This window comes from Burkholderia sp. PR2 (assembly GCF_052372875.1).
Classification (GTDB): domain Bacteria; phylum Pseudomonadota; class Gammaproteobacteria; order Burkholderiales; family Burkholderiaceae; genus Burkholderia; species Burkholderia diffusa.
Window position 1 is genome coordinate 2948729 of record NZ_JBQRWH010000004.1, and the last position, 16402, is coordinate 2965130.

Consider the following 16402-nt stretch of genomic DNA (forward strand, 5'->3'; position numbering starts at 1 on the left):
GCGCCGCCGGTGCCTGCCCGAAAAGAGGGTTCAGGCCTTGCGCGGCGGCGCTTTCATGCTGGCCGCGATTATAAGCCACGCCGCCACGAGCCCCGAGCAGGCATAGAAGACGGTGTTCGCGCCGCCGTGCTTCAGCAGCCAGCCGCCCACGATGCCGCCGAGCGCGAGCCCGATCGATTGCGTGGTGTTGTAGACGCCCGTGGCCGCGCCCTTGCGCGAACCGGGCGCGAGCTTCGACACGAGCGACGGCTGCGACGCTTCCAGGATGTTGAAGCCCAGGAAGTACACGAACAGGATCGCCGCCACAATCAGGATGGTATGCGGTGCGCTGCCGAGCAACAATTGGCCGATGAGGATAGCCAGAATGCCGCCGAGCAGCACCGGTTTCATCTTGCCCCGTTTTTCCGCGACGATGATCGCCGGGACCATCATCACGAACGCGAGCCCCATCACCGGCAGGTAGACCTTCCAGTGCGCGGCGACCGGCAGCCCGCCGTCGACCAGCAGGCGCGGCACGACGAGGAACAGCGCCGTCTGCGTCGCGTGCAGCACCAGCACGCCGAAGTTCAGGCGCAGCAGCTCGACGTTGTGCAGCACCTCGCCGAACGGCGCCGGCACGTGCACGGGCCTCGCCGCGTCGGGCACGATCCACACCACGACGCCGATCGCGAGGATCGACAGCACGCCGACGATCGCGAACAGCCCGCTCATCCCGACCCAGTGAAACACGATCGGCGCGCCGACGATCGCGACCGCGAATGACACGCCGATCGAGCCGCCGACCATCGCCATCGCCTTCGTGCGGTTCTGCTCGGAGGTCAGGTCGGCGATGAACGCGAGCACCGCGGACGACACGGCACCCATGCCCTGGATCACACGGCCGACGATGATCCACGTGATGTCGTGCGCGAACGCGGCGACGAAGCTGCCGAGCGCGAAGATCAGCAGGCCGGTGGCGATCACGGGCTTGCGGCCGAACTTGTCTGACGCCCACCCGTAGAAGATGTACAGCAGCGACTGCGTGACGCCGTAGGCCCCGAGCGCGATGCCGACGAGCAGCACGTTGTCGCCGCCCGGGATGGTTTTCGCGTAGACCGAGAACACCGGCATGATCATGAACAGGCCGAGCATGCGCAGCGCGAAGATCGCCGCGAGCGACGTGGTCGCGCGCAGTTCGGGCGCACTCATGCGGGAAGACGTGGCGGACGGATTGGACATCGGGAATGAATTTCGAATGATCGGAATGTCCGCCCGGCGGCGGGCGGCGGAAGATCAGGGCCACCGGCCCGGCAGGCGCTTTCCGGGACCGCTTTCCGGGAGGTCACGCAGGCTGCCTGCGGGCCGCCTCGAGCCGTGCGGCGCGGCCGCTTCCCCGGCGTGGACACCGCCTTGCTGCCAGCTGCTGCAAAGGCTGGGGACCCCCAACGACGGCCTCGAAAAGCCGTTATAGTAGCAGGTTTGGTTCCCTCCATTTTCGCCAGGTTCATGGAACAGATCCGTATCCGTGGGGCACGCACCCACAACCTGAAAAACGTCAATCTCGACCTGCCGCGCCACAAGCTGGTCGTGATTACCGGGTTGTCCGGGTCGGGCAAGTCGTCGCTCGCGTTCGACACCCTTTATGCCGAGGGCCAGCGCCGCTACGTCGAGAGCCTGTCCGCGTACGCCCGCCAGTTCCTGCAACTGATGGAGAAACCCGACGTCGACCTGATCGAGGGCCTGTCGCCCGCGATCTCGATCGAGCAGAAGGCGACGTCCCACAACCCGCGTTCGACCGTCGGCACGGTCACCGAGATCCACGACTACCTGCGACTTTTGTTCGCACGTGTCGGCACGCCGTATTGCCCCGACCACGACATCCCGCTCGAGGCGCAGAGCGTGTCGCAGATGGTCGACGCGGCGCTCGCGCTGCCCGAGGAAACCAAGCTGATGATCCTCGCGCCCGTGGTCGCGAACCGCAAGGGCGAGCACGTCGAGCTGTTCGAGGAGATGCAGGCGCAGGGCTTCGTGCGCTTTCGCGTGCGCTCGGGCGGCGGCACCGCGAACGAGGGCGTCGCGAAGATCTACGAGGTCGAGTCGCTGCCGAAGCTCAAGAAGAACGACAAGCACACGATCGACGTCGTCGTCGACCGCCTGAAGGTGCGCCCGGACATGAAGCAGCGCCTCGCGGAATCGTTCGAGACCGCGCTGCGCCTCGCCGACGGCCGCGCGATCGCGCTGGAAATGGACACCGACCGCGAACACCTGTTCAGCTCGAAGTTCGCCTGCCCGATCTGCTCGTACTCGCTGCAGGAGCTCGAGCCGCGCCTGTTCTCGTTCAACAACCCGATGGGCGCGTGCCCGGAATGCGACGGCCTCGGCCAGATCACGTTCTTCGATCCGAAGCGGGTCGTCGCGCACCCGTCGCTGTCGCTCGCCGCGGGCGCCGTGAAGGGCTGGGACCGCCGCAACCAGTTCTACTTCCAGATGCTGCAGAGCCTGGCGGCATTCTACGAATTCGACATCGACGCCGCGTTCGAGGACCTGCCGGAGAAGATCCGCAAGGTGCTGCTGTTCGGCTCGGGCAAGCAGACGATCCCGTTCTCGTACATCAATGAACGCGGCCGCACGACGATCCGCGAGCACGTGTTCGAAGGGATCATCCCGAACCTCGAGCGCCGCTACCGCGAAACCGATTCGGTCGCGGTGCGCGAAGAACTCGCGAAATACCAGAACAACCAGCCATGCCCGTCGTGCGACGGCACGCGGCTGCGCCGCGAGGCGCGCCACGTGCGGGTCGGCACCGGCGACTACGCGCGCGGCATCTATGAAATCAGCGGCTGGCCGCTGCGCGACGCGCTCGGCTATTTCGACGGCCTGTCGCTCGACGGCGCGAAGCGCGAGATCGCCGACAAGGTGATCAAGGAAATCGTCGCGCGCCTGACCTTCCTGAACAACGTCGGCCTCGACTACCTGTCGCTCGAGCGCAGCGCCGAGACGCTGTCCGGCGGCGAGGCGCAGCGCATCCGCCTCGCGTCGCAGATCGGCTCGGGCCTGACGGGCGTGATGTACGTGCTCGACGAGCCGTCGATCGGCCTGCACCAGCGCGACAACGACCGCCTGATCTCGACGCTCAAGCACCTGCGCGACCTCGGCAACTCGGTGATCGTCGTCGAGCACGACGAGGACATGATCCGCACGGCCGACTACGTCGTCGACATGGGCCCCGGCGCGGGCGAGCACGGCGGCGTGGTGGTCGCCGAAGGCACGCCGAAGCAGGTGCAGTCGAACCCGCAGTCGCTGACGGGCCAGTATCTCGTCGGCAACCGCACGATCGAGTATCCGGACGAGCGGATCGCGCCCGATCCGGAGCGGATGCTGCGCATCGTCGACGCGCACGGCAACAACCTGAAGCACGTCGATCTCGAGCTGCCGGTCGGCCTGTTGACCTGCATCACCGGCGTGTCGGGTTCCGGCAAGTCGACGCTGATCAACGACACGCTGTACCACGCGGTCGCGCGCCACCTGTACGGCTCGTCGGCCGAGCCGGCGCCGCACGAGGCGATCGAAGGCCTCGAGCACTTCGACAAGGTGATCAACGTCGACCAGTCGCCGATCGGCCGCACGCCGCGTTCGAACCCGGCCACCTACACGGGCCTGTTCACGCCGATCCGCGAGCTGTTCTCGGGCGTGCCGACCGCGAAGGAGCGCGGCTACGATCCGGGCCGATTCTCGTTCAACGTGAAGGGTGGCCGCTGCGAGTCGTGCCAGGGCGACGGCGTGCTGAAGGTCGAGATGCACTTCCTGCCGGACGTCTACGTGCCGTGCGACGTGTGCCACGGCAAGCGCTACAACCGCGAAACGCTCGAAGTGCAGTACAAGGGCAAGAACATCAGCGAAGTACTCGACATGACGGTCGAGCACGCGTACGAATTCTTCAGCGCGGTGCCGGTCATCGCCCGCAAGCTGAAGACGCTGCTCGACGTCGGCCTGGGCTACATCCGCCTCGGCCAGTCGGCCACGACGCTGTCGGGCGGCGAGGCGCAGCGCGTGAAGCTGTCGCTGGAGCTGTCGAAGCGCGACACGGGCCGCACGCTGTACATCCTCGACGAGCCGACCACCGGCCTGCATTTCCACGACATCGCGCTGCTGCTCGAGGTGATCCACCGGCTGCGCGACCAGGGCAACACGGTCGTGATCATCGAGCACAACCTCGACGTGATCAAGACGGCCGACTGGGTGATCGACCTCGGCCCCGAAGGCGGCGCCGGCGGCGGCCAGATCATCGCGCAGGGCACGCCCGAGCAGGTCGCGAAGACGAAGGCGAGCTTCACCGGCAAGTACCTCGCGCCGCTGCTCAAGCGTCCGACCCGCAAGGCGGCGGCCGGCTGACAATTGCCGTTCCCGCGCGCGGCTGCCGGCCGCGCGCGCCCGGCGCCCGCGGCGGCGCCGGCGTCATCGTTTCCCCTTCCGCGGTTTTCCCCTCTGCGTTTACACCACGAGCCAAACAGCCCCGTGGCGGACCATAATGGCAGCTATACTTTACGGTCGTAAGGTTCGCCATCCGCACCAATCCGGTGCGGCGCCGGGCGACCGCCGTCCTGCCGCCCACCGCGCGGCATGACACACGAACGACAGGAATCCACGATGGAGAAGCAACAAGAGTCGCGCGACGCCCAGAGCCGCGAGCCGCACCTGCGCAGCGTGCGGCTGACGAGCGACTTCAGCCTGCCGAAGCTGTCTGCGATCGAGATCGGCAGCTATCTGTTCGCCCTCGTCGCGATGGTGCTCGTCATCGAGCTCAAGCTGCTGGGCGGGCTGCTGGCCGGCCTGCTGGTCTATCAGCTGATCCACACGATCGCGCCGGTCATCGAACGCCACACCACAAGCATGCGCGCCCGCTGGGTCGCCGTCGTGCTGCTGTCGATCGCGATCGTCGGCGGGCTCACCGGCCTGACGATCGGCATCATCGAGCACTTCGAGCACACGGTGCCGAACCTGCAGAGCCTGCTCGACCAGCTGATGCAGATCGTCGAGCAGACCCGCGCCCGCACGCCAGCCTGGATCGCGAACCTGCTGCCCGTCGACGTCGAACAGATGAAGACCAAGGCGGCGCTGCTGATGCACTCGCACATGGATCAGCTCCAGCAAGGCGGCAAGAGCGTCGCGCGCGGCTTCGGCCACGTGCTGTTCGGGATGATCATCGGCGCGATGATCGCGATCGGCGTCGAGCACGGCAAGGTGCGCCGGCCGCTGTCGACCGCGCTCGTCACGCGCGTGTCGCGCTTCGCCGAGTCGTTCCGCCGGATCGTGTTCGCGCAGATCAAGATCTCGGCGATCAACGCGGCATTCACGGCGGTCTACCTGCTCGTCGCGCTGCCGATCTTCCACCAGCAGCTGCCGCTGTCGAAGACGCTCGTGCTCGTCACGTTCATCGTCGGGCTGCTGCCGGTGATCGGCAACCTGATCTCCAACACGCTGATCGTCGCGGTGTCGCTGTCGGTCAGCATGGGCACCGCGATCGCGTCGCTCGCGTTCCTCGTCGTGATCCACAAGTTTGAATACTTCCTGAACGCGAAGATCATCGGCGGCCAGATCGAGTCGCGCGCGTGGGAACTGCTGCTCGCGATGCTGATCATGGAAGCCGCGTTCGGGCTGCCGGGCGTGATCGCCGCACCGATCTTCTATGCATACCTGAAGCGCGAGCTGTACATGCTGCGGCTGATCTGACGCAACGCTGCCCGGCGCGTCACGCGCGTCACGCGATAAAAAAACGCCGCGCCCCATCAAGGGCGCGGCGTTTTTGCATCCGGGCCAGCGGCCGGCCAATGGCCGCCCCGCACCGCCGATCAGCGGAACACGACCGTCTTCGTGCCGTTCAGCACGACCCGGTGCTCGACGTGCCACTTCACGGCGCGCGCGAGCGTCACGCACTCGACGTCGCGGCCGATCGCGGTGAGCTGGTCGGGCGTCATGCTGTGGTCGACGCGCTCGACTTCCTGCTCGATGATCGGGCCTTCGTCGAGATCGGTCGTCACGTAGTGCGCGGTCGCGCCGATCAGCTTCACGCCGCGGTCGAACGCCTGGTAGTACGGTTTCGCACCCTTGAAGCTCGGCAGGAACGAATGGTGGATGTTGATCGCCCGGCCGGCGAGCTGCTGGCACATATTCGGCGACAGGATCTGCATGTAGCGCGCGAGCACGACGAGATCGGCCTGGTGTTCGTCGATCACTTCGAGCACACGCGCTTCCTGCGCGGCTTTCGCCGCATCGGACGAACCGCCGACGAGCGGGAAGTGATGGAACGGAATGTTGTAGCTCGCGGCGAGCTGGTAGAACTCCTTGTGGTTCGACACGATCGCCGGGATCTCGATCGGCAGCTGGCCGGTGCGGTAGCGGAACAGCAGGTCGTTCAGGCAGTGGCCGATCTTCGACACCATGATCACGACGCGCGGTTTCACGGCCGCGTCGTGCATCTCCCAGCGCATCGCGAACTGCTCGGCGAGCGGCGCGAATTCGTTGCGAAGCGTGTCGAGCGCCGACGCGGCATCCGCGCCCCCGCCGTCCTGCACGAAGTGCACGCGCATGAAGAACTCGCCGGTGCGGCTGTCGCCGAACTGCGCCGAATCGAGGATGTTGTTGGCGCGTTCGAACAGGAAGCCCGAGACTGCGTGGACGATGCCGTGCCGGTCGGGGCACGACAGTTTCAAGATAAAGCTGTGATCGGTCGACATGACCGCTACTCCCTTCGTTTCGGTGTTCGTCAAATAGGCCATTCGTTCGGCCGCGCCCGGGCCGGCGTGCTGCGCATTACGCGGCCGGCGCGAACAGCGCGTCGATGCCCGCTGCGTCGGCCGCCGCGAGCCAGCGATGGCGCAGCAGCGTGTCGAGCATCGCGAGGCTCGCATCCATCGTCGCGCGGCCTTCGCGCAGCCAGCCGACCACTTCGGATACACCGGCCAGCAGGTGCTCGGCCACTTCGCCATCCTGGTTGTGCGGCGCGAAGTCGCGCGGCAGCGGCAGGTCGTACACGAAGATCAGTTCGGACTGCGTGCCTTCCGGCAGCGAGCACAGCACCTGCACCGCCCGGCCCGCGATCGCGCGCGCCGCCAGTTCGGCCGGCATGCCGGCCTCTTCCCAGCATTCCTTCGTGAGCGTCTCGTGAACGCCCAGGCCCCAGCCGATGCCGCCCGCGACGACGTTGTCGAGCATGCCGGGATCGGTTGCCTTGGTCGCGCTGCGGCGGCCGAGCCACATCCGCGGCACGGCCGGCTCACCCGGCGCAACCGCATATTCTACGATGCCGTTCAGGTGCACTGCATACGTCTGCGTGCCGAAGAAGCGCGACGCGGCGCGTTCGATATACGCGAGCGGTGGATCGTCGAAGCGGTTGCGGATCGCGTAGATCTCGTCGCGCCAGCCCGGAATCGCGCCCTCGGCCGCCAGCGCACCGATCGCGCTCGCGAGCGCCATGCTGCGCGCGTCGACCGTGTCATAACGCGCCGACAGCACGACGCGCATGTCGGTCAGCTCGAACACGTCGGGCCAGCGGGCGAGCTTGACGACGTCCTGGCGACGCACCCAGCCGACCTGCTCGCCGGCGATCTCGAAACGCAGGTGCGCGGCCGGATCGAAGCGGCGCGCGGCCGCGATGCAAGGAAACGTCATCGGGCTCAGTCCTTCAGCGCGACGCGAATGCCGATCGCGATGAACGTCGCGCCGGCGATCCGGTCGAGCCATACGCCGGCCTTCGGGCGGCGCTTCAGCCATGTGCCGATCGCGCCCGCGCCGACGCCGAACAGCGAGAACACCACGGCCGTCTGCAGCATGAACAGCGCCCCGAGCTCGAACATCTGCAGCGTCACGCCCTGCACGCCATGCGGATCGACGAACTGCGGCAGGAACACGACGAAGAACAGCGTGACCTTCGGGTTCATCAGGTTACCGATCACGCTCTGCCGGAAGATCGCGCCAAGCGGCTGCGGCGGACGCGCGTGCGCGTTCGCGAGCCCCTGGCTGCGCAACGCCTTGATGCCGATCCACACGAGGTACGCGGCGCCCGCGAGCTTCAGTGTCTGGAACGCGACCGGCGACGAGCGCAGCACGGCCGCGACGCCGAGCGCCGCGAGCGTCGTATGGAACAGGATCCCGGCCGTGAAGCCGAGCGCGGCGACGAAGCCGGCCGCTCGGCCCTGCGAGATGCCGCGCGCGAGCACCTGCAGGTTGTCGGGACCCGGCGCGAACGTGATCGCGATCGACGTGGCGAGAAACAGCATGAAGTTGGGCATCGTGACCTCGCGGCGTGGGCCGGCGTCCAGTGGTTCAGTGGCCGGCGAATTCGGTGACGGTATAGACGGGCAGCCCCGCGTTGCGCAGCAGCGTCGAGCCGCCAAGATCGGGCAAATCGATGATCGCCGCACCTTCGACGACGACCGCGCCGAGCCGCTGCAGCAGGTTGCGCCCCGCCATCATCGTGCCGCCGGTCGCGATCAGGTCATCCATGATGATCACGCGGTCGCCGGCGCGGCACGCGTCTTCGTGGATCTCGACGGTCGCGCTGCCGTATTCGAGGTCATACGACTCCGAGCACGTCTTGTACGGCAGCTTGCCGACCTTGCGGATCGGCACGAAGCCGACGCTCAACTCGTACGCGACGATCGGCGCGATGATGAAGCCGCGCGCGTCGAGGCCCGCGACATAGTCGAGCTTCGCATCGACATAGCGTTCGACGAACAGGTCGACGAGGATGCGCAGCGCCTTCGGGCTCTGCAGCAGCGTCGTGATGTCGCGGAACATCACGCCCGGTTGCGGCCAGTCGGGCACGGTGCGGATCTGGCTGTGGATGAAGGCGACCGGATCGAGCGGTGCGCCCGACGACGAATGCGGCATGAAATTCTCCGAAAAAAACGGTGCGCGAAGATCGGGCACCGTTTCGAGTAAATACGGGTCAGGTTATCGAATCGCGACTCACGCGACTGCGGCCGGCGGTTCGCGCCGATGCCGCGACAGCCGCTCCTCGGCAAGCGCGAGCGCCTCGGGCAGCCCGCGCAGCACGACGATGTCGCTCGCGCGCAGCTTGGTCTGCGGATCGGGTTCGACGCCGCGGATGCCGTGCCGGCGGATCGCCGTGACTTCCAGCCCGAGCGCATACAGCCCGAGTTCCTCCAGCGAGCGTCCGACCGCATCCGCGCGCGCGTCGACCGGCACCGATTGTAGCCGCACCTGCTCGTGATCGTCGTCGTCCGCATCGTCCGCGCCGCGGAAATAGCCGCGCAGCAGGCTGTAGCGCTCGTCGCGCATCTCCTCGACGCGCCGCACGACCTTGCGCATCGGCACGCCGACCAGCACCAGCGTGTGCGACGCAAGCATCAGGCTGCCCTCGACGATCTCCGGAATCACCTCGGTCGCGCCGGCCGCGAGCAGCTTCTCGAGATCGGCGTCGTCGACCGTGCGCACGATCGCCGGCAGCGTCGGCTCGAGTTCGTGCACGTGATGCAGCACGCGCAGCGCGGACGGCGTGTTCGCATACGTGATCGCGACGGCCGCCGCGCGATGGATACCGGCCGCGAGCAGCGACTCGCGACGCGCCGCGTCGCCGAACACGACCGATTCGCCGGCCGTCGCAGCCGCGCTCACGCGATCGGGGTCGAGGTCGAGCGCGACGTATGGAATGCCTTCCTGCTCGAGCATGCGCGCCAGGTTCTGCCCCGCGCGGCCGTAGCCGCAGATGATCACGTGGCCGCGCTGCTTGAGGCTTTGCGTCGCGATCCGCGTCATCTGCAGCGACTGCTGCATCCATTCCGTCGACGACAGCCGCATCACGATCCGATCGGCGTTCTGGATCAGGAACGGCGCGGCGAGCATCGACAGCAGCATCGACGCGAGGATCGCCTGCAGCAGCGTCGAATCGACGAGATGGCGGTCGAGGATCAGGTTCAGCAGCACGAAGCCGAATTCGCCGGCCTGCGCCAGGCCGATGCCGGTGCGCATCGCGACGCCCGGCGTCGCGCCGAACAACCGCGCAAGTCCGGCGATCGTCGTCGCCTTGAACAGGATCTGCCCGACGAAGAAGCCGAACACGAGCACCGGATGCTCCCAGATCACGCGCGGATCGAGCAGCATCCCCGTCGTCACGAAGAACAGGCCGAGCAGCACGTCGCGGAACGGCTTGATGTCCTCCTCCACCTGATGGCGGAACGGGGTCTCGGAGATCAGCATCCCCGCGATGAACGCGCCGAGCGCGAGCGACAGGCCAAAGCGGTCGGTGATGAACGCGGCGCCGAGCGTGACGAGCAGCAGGTTCAGCACGAACAGCTCCTGCGAGCGGCGCCGAGCGACGACGTTCAGCCAGCGCGTCATGAAACGCTGCCCGATGACCAGCAGCAGCGTCAGCGCGATCACGATCTTGACCGCCGCGAAGCCGAGCGTGAGCGCGAGATCCTTCGACGACTCGGCGCCGAACGCGGCGATCACGATCAGCAGCGGCACCACGGCCAGATCCTGGAACAGCAGCACGCCGAAGATGTTGCGGCCGTGCGCGGTCTCGATCTCGAGCCGCTCGGCGAGCATCTTCGACACGATCGCCGTCGACGACATCGCGAGCGCGCCGCCGAGCGCGATGCAGCCCTGCCACGTGATGTGCACCCAGCGCTCGAACAGCAGGCCGAGCGCCAGCGCGAGCACGAGCGTCGCGACCACCTGCAGGAGGCCCAGCCCGAACACGAGCCGCTGCATCGCCCGCAGCTTCGCGAGCGAGAATTCGAGGCCGATCGAGAACATCAGGAACACCACGCCGAATTCCGCGAGATGCTCGGCCCGCTCCAGATCCGCGGCGACGCCGAACGCGTGCGGCCCGACCAGGATGCCGACGGTCAGGTAGCCGAGCATCGGCGGCAGGTTCAGCGAGCGAAATACGACGACGCCCACCACCGAGGCCAGCAGCAGCAGCAGGGTCATTTCGAGCGGGGAAATCACGGGCGAAGCGTCCTCGTTCGTCGGGGCCACGGCAATGCGGGCGCGGGTGGTGGCGGTGGGCAAGCGGCATCGGACGAGTCCGAAGGCGCGGCGCGGCGAACAAACGCCTTTGCTATACTCCGCGCATGATAGCGAAAATCAATGATGATCGGGCGCTCGCGCTCGCCCGCGACGTGCTCGACATCGAGGCGGACGCCGTGCGCGCGCTGCGCGACCAGCTCGACGGCGACTTCGTCCAGGCCGTCGCGCTGCTGCTCGGCTGCCGCGGCCGCGTCGTCGTATCCGGCATCGGCAAATCCGGGCATATCGCCCGCAAGATCGCGGCCACGCTGGCGAGCACCGGCACGCCGGCCTTCTTCGTCCACCCGGCCGAGGCCAGCCACGGCGACCTCGGCATGGTCACGTCGGACGACGTCTTCATCGGCATCTCCTATTCCGGCGAGTCGGAAGAACTCGTCGCGATCCTGCCGCTCGTGAAGCGGATCGGTGCGAAGCTGATCGCGATCACGGGCCGTGCGGAATCGAGCCTCGGCACGCTCGCCGACGTGAACCTGAACGCCGCGGTCTCGAAGGAAGCCTGCCCGCTGAACCTCGCCCCCACCGCGAGCACGACCGCCGCGCTCGCGCTCGGCGACGCGCTCGCCGTCGCGGTGCTCGACGCGCGCGGCTTCGGCTCCGAGGATTTCGCGCGCTCGCATCCGGGTGGCGCGCTCGGCCGGCGCCTGCTCACCCACGTGCGCGACGTAATGCGCTCGGGCGACGACATTCCGCGCGTCGGGCTCGACGCGACGCTGTCGGACGCACTGTTCCAGATCACCGCGAAGCGCCTGGGCATGACCGCCGTGGTCGACACCGACGGCCGCGTGGCCGGCATCTTCACCGACGGCGACCTGCGCCGCGTGCTGGCGCGCGACGGTGATTTCCGCACGCTGCCGATCGTCGACGTGATGACGCGCGAACCGCGCACGATCGGCCCCGACAATCTCGCGGTCGAGGCCGTGGAACTGATGGAGCGCCACCGGATCAACCAGATGCTGGTGGTCGATGCCGACGGTGCGCTGATCGGCGCGCTGAACATGCACGACCTGTTTTCGAAGAAGGTGATCTGATGAGTGCAGCGCTGACTGCGGCCGAACGCGCGAGCCGCGTGAAGCTGATGGTTTTCGACGTCGACGGCGTGCTGACCGACGGCGGCCTGTTGTTTACCGCGGCAGGCGACGCGATGAAGTCGTTCAATTCGCTCGACGGCCACGGCGTGAAGCTGCTCGGCGAGGCCGGCATCGCAACCGCGATCATCACCGGGCGCCGCTCGGACATCGTCGCGGCCCGCGCGAAGGAAATGAAGATCGCGCATCTGTTCCAGGGCGTCGAGAACAAGCTCGCCGTGTTCGGCGACCTGATCGCATCGCTCGGCATCACCGCCGACGCTTGCGGCTATATGGGCGACGACTGGCCCGACCTGCCGGTGATGCTGCGCTGCGGCTTCGCGACGGCACCGGCCAACGCGCACCCCGAGGTGATCGCCCGCGCGCACTGGGTGGCCGAGGCCCGTGGCGGCCACGGCGCGGTGCGCGAAGTCTGCGACGCGATCCTGCGCGCGCAGCGCCGCTACGACGCGCTGCTCGCCGCTGCCTGCGGAGCCTGACGGATGAACACGCATTTCCGCTGGACCCAGCTGCTGCCGCTCGTCGCGGTCGCCGCGCTCGCGGGCATCACGTGGTGGCTGCTGCAGGCGACGCTGCCGCCGCCCGGCGAAGGCACCGTGCAGCCGAAGCGCCACACGCCCGACTATTTCGCGGACAACTTCTCGGTCACCGAGCTCGACCAGACGGGCACAACGCAGTACCGTCTGACGGCCGCGAAGCTGATTCATTACGAAGACACCGAAAACAGCGACCTGACCGATCCGGCCATGCGCGCATTCCAGCCCGGCAAGCCGGTCGTGACGACCACCGCGAAGCGCGGCACCGTCAACGGCGACGTGTCGATCGTCGACTTGTACGACGACGCGCGCATCCTGCGCGTGGCCGGCGGCGGCGACCCGCAGATGCAGGCCGATTCGCAGCATTTCCGGATCTTCGTCAATGACGATGTGATCCAGACCGAAAAGCCGGTTAAACTTCAGCGCGGCCTGTCGCTCGTCAACGCGACCGACGGCATGAAGTACAACAACGTCACCCGGGTCATCGAGCTTTACGGCAACGTGCGCGGCACGATCGCCGCGGCGGACACGTCCGGCGGCTCGAAAGGTCAATCCAGGTGACGCATCCCTCACGTGACTGCATGAACGAACCGTTCCCTCGACAGAATTCCGGCGGCGCTGCGCGCGCCGTCCGCGCCGCGCTCGCCGCGACGCTCGTGGCGCTCCCGCTCGTCGGGCTGGCGCCGCTCGCCCATGCCGAGAAGGCCGACCAGAACAAGCCGATCAACGTCGAGGCGGACAACCTGACCTATGACGACCTGAAGCAGGTGACGGTCGCGACCGGCAACGTCGTGATCACGAAAGGCACGATCATCATCAAGGGCGACCGCGTCGAAGTGCGCCAGGATCCCGAAGGCTATCAGTACGCGACATCGTTCGGCAGCGGCAAGAAGCACGCGACGTTCCGTCAGAAACGCGAAGGTCTCGACGAATACATCGACGGCGACGCCGAGCGCATCGACTACGACGGCAAGCAGGACCTGACGACGCTGACCACCGCCGCGACCGTGCGCCGCCTGCAGGGCACGTCGACGATCGCCGACACCGTGCACGGCAGCGTGATCACGTACGACGGCCAGCGCGACTTCTACACCGCGAAGGGCGGCAAGGACGTGGCGGCACCGGGCAACCCGAACGGCCGCGTGCGCGCGATGCTGTCGCCGAAGAACGGTGGCCCCGGGCAGCTGAACGGCGCGCCGGCGAAGCTGTCGCCGTCGACCACGATCCAGGGAGCGCCGGGCCAATGAACGCGCTTTCGAACCGCCAGCCAGCCGGCACGACGAGCTCGCTCGTCGTCCGCAACCTGAAGAAACGCTACGGCTCGCGCACGGTCGTCAAGGACGTGTCGCTCGACGTGAAGAGCGGCGAAGTCGTCGGCCTGCTCGGCCCGAACGGCGCCGGCAAGACGACGTCGTTCTACATGATCGTCGGCCTCGTGCCGCTCGACGCGGGCGAGATTTCGCTGAACGGCAGCTCGATCAGCCTGCTGCCGATCCACAAGCGTGCGTCGCTCGGCCTGTCGTACCTGCCGCAGGAAGCGTCGGTGTTCCGCAAGCTGACCGTCGAGGAAAACATCCGCGCGGTGCTCGAACTGCAGCACGGCGACGACGGCAAGCGGCTATCGAAGGACGCGATCGCGGCGCGCACCGAGGCGCTGCTCGACGAGCTGCAGATCGGCCACCTGCGCGAGAACCCGGCGCTGTCGCTGTCGGGCGGCGAACGCCGTCGCGTCGAAATCGCGCGCGCGCTGGCGACCAACCCGAACTTCATCCTGCTCGACGAACCGTTCGCCGGCGTCGACCCGATCGCAGTGCTCGAGATCCAGAAGATCGTCAAGTTCCTGAAACAGCGTAACATCGGCGTGTTGATTACCGATCACAACGTCCGCGAAACGCTCGGCATCTGCGACCACGCATACATCATCAGCGACGGTTCGGTGCTCGCCGCCGGCGCGCCGAGCGAAATCATCGAAAACGAAAGCGTGCGCCGCGTGTACCTCGGCGAACACTTCCGCATGTAACCTTCCCCGCGGCTGGCCGCCCCTCCGGCGTCCGGCGGCTCCCGCCTGCGGCCGTGCGCCGCGCCGCGCGTAATCGCGGATGGCTCAAGGCACCTGGGTCGTGGCAAACTGCCGGTATGACTCCCTCTCTGCCATGAAAGCCAGCCTTCAACTCCGCCTGTCGCAACACCTGGCACTGACACCGCAACTGCAGCAGTCGATCCGGCTGCTGCAGTTGTCGACGCTCGAACTGCAGCAGGAAGTCGCGATGGCCGTCGCGCAGAATCCGCTGCTCGAGAACGATGACGAATGGATCGCGAGCCCGCTGCGCGTCGCGGCGGACGGATCGCTGATCGCGCAGACGCCGCCCAGCCAGAATACCGAGTCGGGCGCCGCGAACGGCAGCAGCCAGTCGAGCGATCGCGCCGAGCGCGACGAACCGGCCGCCGCCGACGAATACGACAGCTACGCGTCGGGCGACGCGGGCGACGGCCCGCAGTGGAATCTCGACGAGTTCGGCCGTTCGAGCGGCGCATCGGACGACGACGACCTCCCGCCGCTGCAGGTGCAGGAAGCCGCGACGTCGTTGCGCGACCACCTGTCCGCGCAATTGCGCGTCACGCAGGCCAGCCCGCGCGATCGCGCGCTCGTGATGTTCCTGATCGAATCGCTCGACGACGACGGTTACCTGACCGCCTCCCTCGACGAAGTGCTCGCCGACCTGCCGCCGGAACTGGAAATCGACTGCGACGAACTGAATGCGGCGCTCGCGCTGCTGCACAGTTTCGACCCGGCCGGGGTCGGGGCCCGCTCGGCGTCCGAATGCCTGAAGCTGCAGTTGCTGCGCCTCGATCCGTCCCCGACACGCACGCTCGCGCTCGAGATCGTGTCGCAGCATCTCGAACTGCTCGCCGCGCGCGACTTCACGCGGCTGCGCAAGCACCTGAAGGCGAGCGACGACGCGCTGCGCGACGCGCACGCGCTGATCCGTTCGCTGGAGCCGTTCCCCGGCGCCGCGTACGGCAAGGCCGAGGCCGACTACGTCGTGCCCGACATCATCGTGAAGAAGGCCGGCCAGGGCTGGCTCGCGGAACTCAATCCGGAAGTGATGCCGCGCCTGCGAATCAACAACCTGTACGCGAACATCCTGCGCAACAGCCGTGGCGACCCGTCGGCCGGATCGTTGAAACAGCAGCTCCAGGAAGCACGCTGGCTGATCAAGAACATCCAGCAGCGATTCGACACGATCCTGCGTGTCGCGCAGGCTATTGTCGAACGTCAGAAGAATTTCTTTGCGCACGGTGAAATTGCCATGCGCCCCTTGGTTTTGCGGGAAATAGCTGATACGCTGGGCCTACACGAGTCGACTGTCAGCCGTGTGACAACTGGCAAGTACATGCTGACCCCGTTCGGGACGCTTGAATTTAAGTACTTCTTCGGATCACACGTTTCGACCGACACCGGAGGCGCCGCATCGTCGACCGCCATCCGAGCCCTGATCAAGCAACTGATAGGAGCTGAAGACCCAAAATCGCCACTTTCGGACAGCCGCATTGCCGAGCTGCTGGCAGAACAGGGATTCGTGGTCGCGCGCCGCACGGTTGCCAAGTATCGCGAAGCCCTCAAAATCCCGGCAGTGAATCTGCGCAAGTCTCTTTAAGCCTGCTGCCTGCCCGGCGGCAGGCGTGTTCCGGCCACCGCGCACACGGGGAACAGGCCGGGCGACTTGTCCGCGAATGTGCCGCTAC

14 protein-coding genes are annotated in these 16402 nt (G+C 67.1%); 8 read left to right on the forward strand and 6 right to left on the reverse strand.

All coding sequences use genetic code 11. From position 1 onward, the window contains the following. Positions 1–30: 30 nt before the first annotated feature. The gene (locus ACT2FV_RS30825; protein ID WP_174909361.1) at positions 31–1218 is read right to left on the reverse strand and encodes an MFS transporter; all 1188 of its coding nucleotides are present in this window, start codon (positions 1216–1218) and stop codon (positions 31–33) included. Between the two features lie 267 nt (positions 1219–1485). Between ACT2FV_RS30825 and uvrA the strand changes: the two genes are divergently transcribed. Both uvrA and ACT2FV_RS30835 read left to right on the forward strand, forming a co-directional pair. Next, complete coding sequence (gene uvrA / locus ACT2FV_RS30830; protein ID WP_444505350.1) at positions 1486–4371, forward strand: excinuclease ABC subunit UvrA; 2886 nt, start codon at positions 1486–1488, stop codon at positions 4369–4371. A gap of 255 nt (positions 4372–4626) precedes the next feature. Continuing rightward, entirely contained in the window at positions 4627–5709 is a 1083-nt protein-coding gene (locus ACT2FV_RS30835; RefSeq protein ID WP_059598826.1) for an AI-2E family transporter, read from the forward strand. A gap of 119 nt (positions 5710–5828) precedes the next feature. Here ACT2FV_RS30835 and purU read toward each other — a convergent pair whose 3' ends face one another. From purU to ACT2FV_RS30860, 5 genes are all read right to left on the reverse strand, one after another. Further along, positions 5829–6713, reverse strand: coding sequence for a formyltetrahydrofolate deformylase (purU, locus tag ACT2FV_RS30840; protein WP_124626287.1), 885 nt, complete (start codon positions 6711–6713; stop codon positions 5829–5831). A 76-nt stretch (positions 6714–6789) separates the two neighbouring features. Beyond that, positions 6790–7647: a DUF4743 domain-containing protein gene (locus ACT2FV_RS30845; RefSeq protein ID WP_444505351.1), complete on the reverse strand. Its 858-nt coding sequence runs from the start codon at positions 7645–7647 to the stop codon at positions 6790–6792. Positions 7648–7652: 5 nt separating this feature from the next. Beyond that, on the reverse strand, positions 7653–8267 hold the full coding sequence (locus ACT2FV_RS30850; protein ID WP_059598829.1) for a LysE family translocator: 615 nt from the start codon (positions 8265–8267) through the stop codon (positions 7653–7655). A gap of 34 nt (positions 8268–8301) precedes the next feature. Next, the gene (locus ACT2FV_RS30855; RefSeq protein ID WP_059526281.1) at positions 8302–8868 is read right to left on the reverse strand and encodes an adenine phosphoribosyltransferase; all 567 of its coding nucleotides are present in this window, start codon (positions 8866–8868) and stop codon (positions 8302–8304) included. Between the two features lie 78 nt (positions 8869–8946). Then, entirely contained in the window at positions 8947–10953 is a 2007-nt protein-coding gene (locus ACT2FV_RS30860) for a monovalent cation:proton antiporter family protein (RefSeq protein ID WP_124626291.1), read from the reverse strand. A 125-nt stretch (positions 10954–11078) separates the two neighbouring features. On the opposite strand from ACT2FV_RS30860, the gene kdsD reads away from it, so the two are divergent. The 6 genes from kdsD (at position 11079) to ACT2FV_RS30890 (ending at position 16314) form a co-directional block, all read left to right on the forward strand. After that, entirely contained in the window at positions 11079–12062 is a 984-nt protein-coding gene (kdsD, locus tag ACT2FV_RS30865; RefSeq protein ID WP_059598830.1) for an arabinose 5-phosphate isomerase KdsD, read from the forward strand. Continuing rightward, complete coding sequence (locus tag ACT2FV_RS30870; protein WP_059598831.1) at positions 12062–12598, forward strand: KdsC family phosphatase; 537 nt, start codon at positions 12062–12064, stop codon at positions 12596–12598. The genes kdsD and ACT2FV_RS30870 overlap by 1 nt, the downstream gene beginning before the upstream one ends. Before the next feature lie 3 nt (positions 12599–12601). Then, positions 12602–13216, forward strand: a complete 615-nt coding sequence (gene lptC / locus ACT2FV_RS30875) for an LPS export ABC transporter periplasmic protein LptC (protein ID WP_059451451.1) — start codon at positions 12602–12604, stop codon at positions 13214–13216. Positions 13217–13236: 20 nt separating this feature from the next. Then, a complete protein-coding gene (lptA, locus tag ACT2FV_RS30880) occupies positions 13237–13902 on the forward strand; it encodes a lipopolysaccharide transport periplasmic protein LptA (protein ID WP_059464489.1) in 666 nt (221 codons plus the stop codon). Beyond that, positions 13899–14675, forward strand: a complete 777-nt coding sequence (gene lptB, locus ACT2FV_RS30885) for an LPS export ABC transporter ATP-binding protein (RefSeq protein WP_059598832.1) — start codon at positions 13899–13901, stop codon at positions 14673–14675. The genes lptA and lptB overlap by 4 nt, the downstream gene beginning before the upstream one ends. A gap of 133 nt (positions 14676–14808) precedes the next feature. Next, on the forward strand, positions 14809–16314 hold the full coding sequence (locus ACT2FV_RS30890) for an RNA polymerase factor sigma-54 (protein ID WP_059598833.1): 1506 nt from the start codon (positions 14809–14811) through the stop codon (positions 16312–16314). Positions 16315–16402: the final 88 nt, after the last annotated feature.

Bases quoted from the DNA above. Each gene is read 5' to 3' on its own strand.
- uvrA (WP_444505350.1), top strand. From the start codon at position 1,486: ATGGAACAGATCCGTATCCGTGGGGCACGCACCCACAACCTGAAAAAC.
- lptB (WP_059598832.1), top strand. From the start codon at position 13,899: ATGAACGCGCTTTCGAACCGCCAGCCAGCCGGCACGACGAGCTCGCTC.
- ACT2FV_RS30850 (WP_059598829.1), bottom strand. From the start codon at position 8,267: ATGCCCAACTTCATGCTGTTTCTCGCCACGTCGATCGCGATCACGTTC.
- lptA (WP_059464489.1), top strand. From the start codon at position 13,237: ATGAACGAACCGTTCCCTCGACAGAATTCCGGCGGCGCTGCGCGCGCC.
- kdsD (WP_059598830.1), top strand. From the start codon at position 11,079: ATGATAGCGAAAATCAATGATGATCGGGCGCTCGCGCTCGCCCGCGAC.
- ACT2FV_RS30855 (WP_059526281.1), bottom strand. From the start codon at position 8,868: ATGCCGCATTCGTCGTCGGGCGCACCGCTCGATCCGGTCGCCTTCATC.
- lptC (WP_059451451.1), top strand. From the start codon at position 12,602: ATGAACACGCATTTCCGCTGGACCCAGCTGCTGCCGCTCGTCGCGGTC.
- ACT2FV_RS30890 (WP_059598833.1), top strand. From the start codon at position 14,809: ATGAAAGCCAGCCTTCAACTCCGCCTGTCGCAACACCTGGCACTGACA.
- ACT2FV_RS30845 (WP_444505351.1), bottom strand. From the start codon at position 7,647: ATGACGTTTCCTTGCATCGCGGCCGCGCGCCGCTTCGATCCGGCCGCG.
- ACT2FV_RS30870 (WP_059598831.1), top strand. From the start codon at position 12,062: ATGAGTGCAGCGCTGACTGCGGCCGAACGCGCGAGCCGCGTGAAGCTG.
- purU (WP_124626287.1), bottom strand. From the start codon at position 6,713: ATGTCGACCGATCACAGCTTTATCTTGAAACTGTCGTGCCCCGACCGG.
- ACT2FV_RS30825 (WP_174909361.1), bottom strand. From the start codon at position 1,218: ATGTCCAATCCGTCCGCCACGTCTTCCCGCATGAGTGCGCCCGAACTG.
- ACT2FV_RS30835 (WP_059598826.1), top strand. From the start codon at position 4,627: ATGGAGAAGCAACAAGAGTCGCGCGACGCCCAGAGCCGCGAGCCGCAC.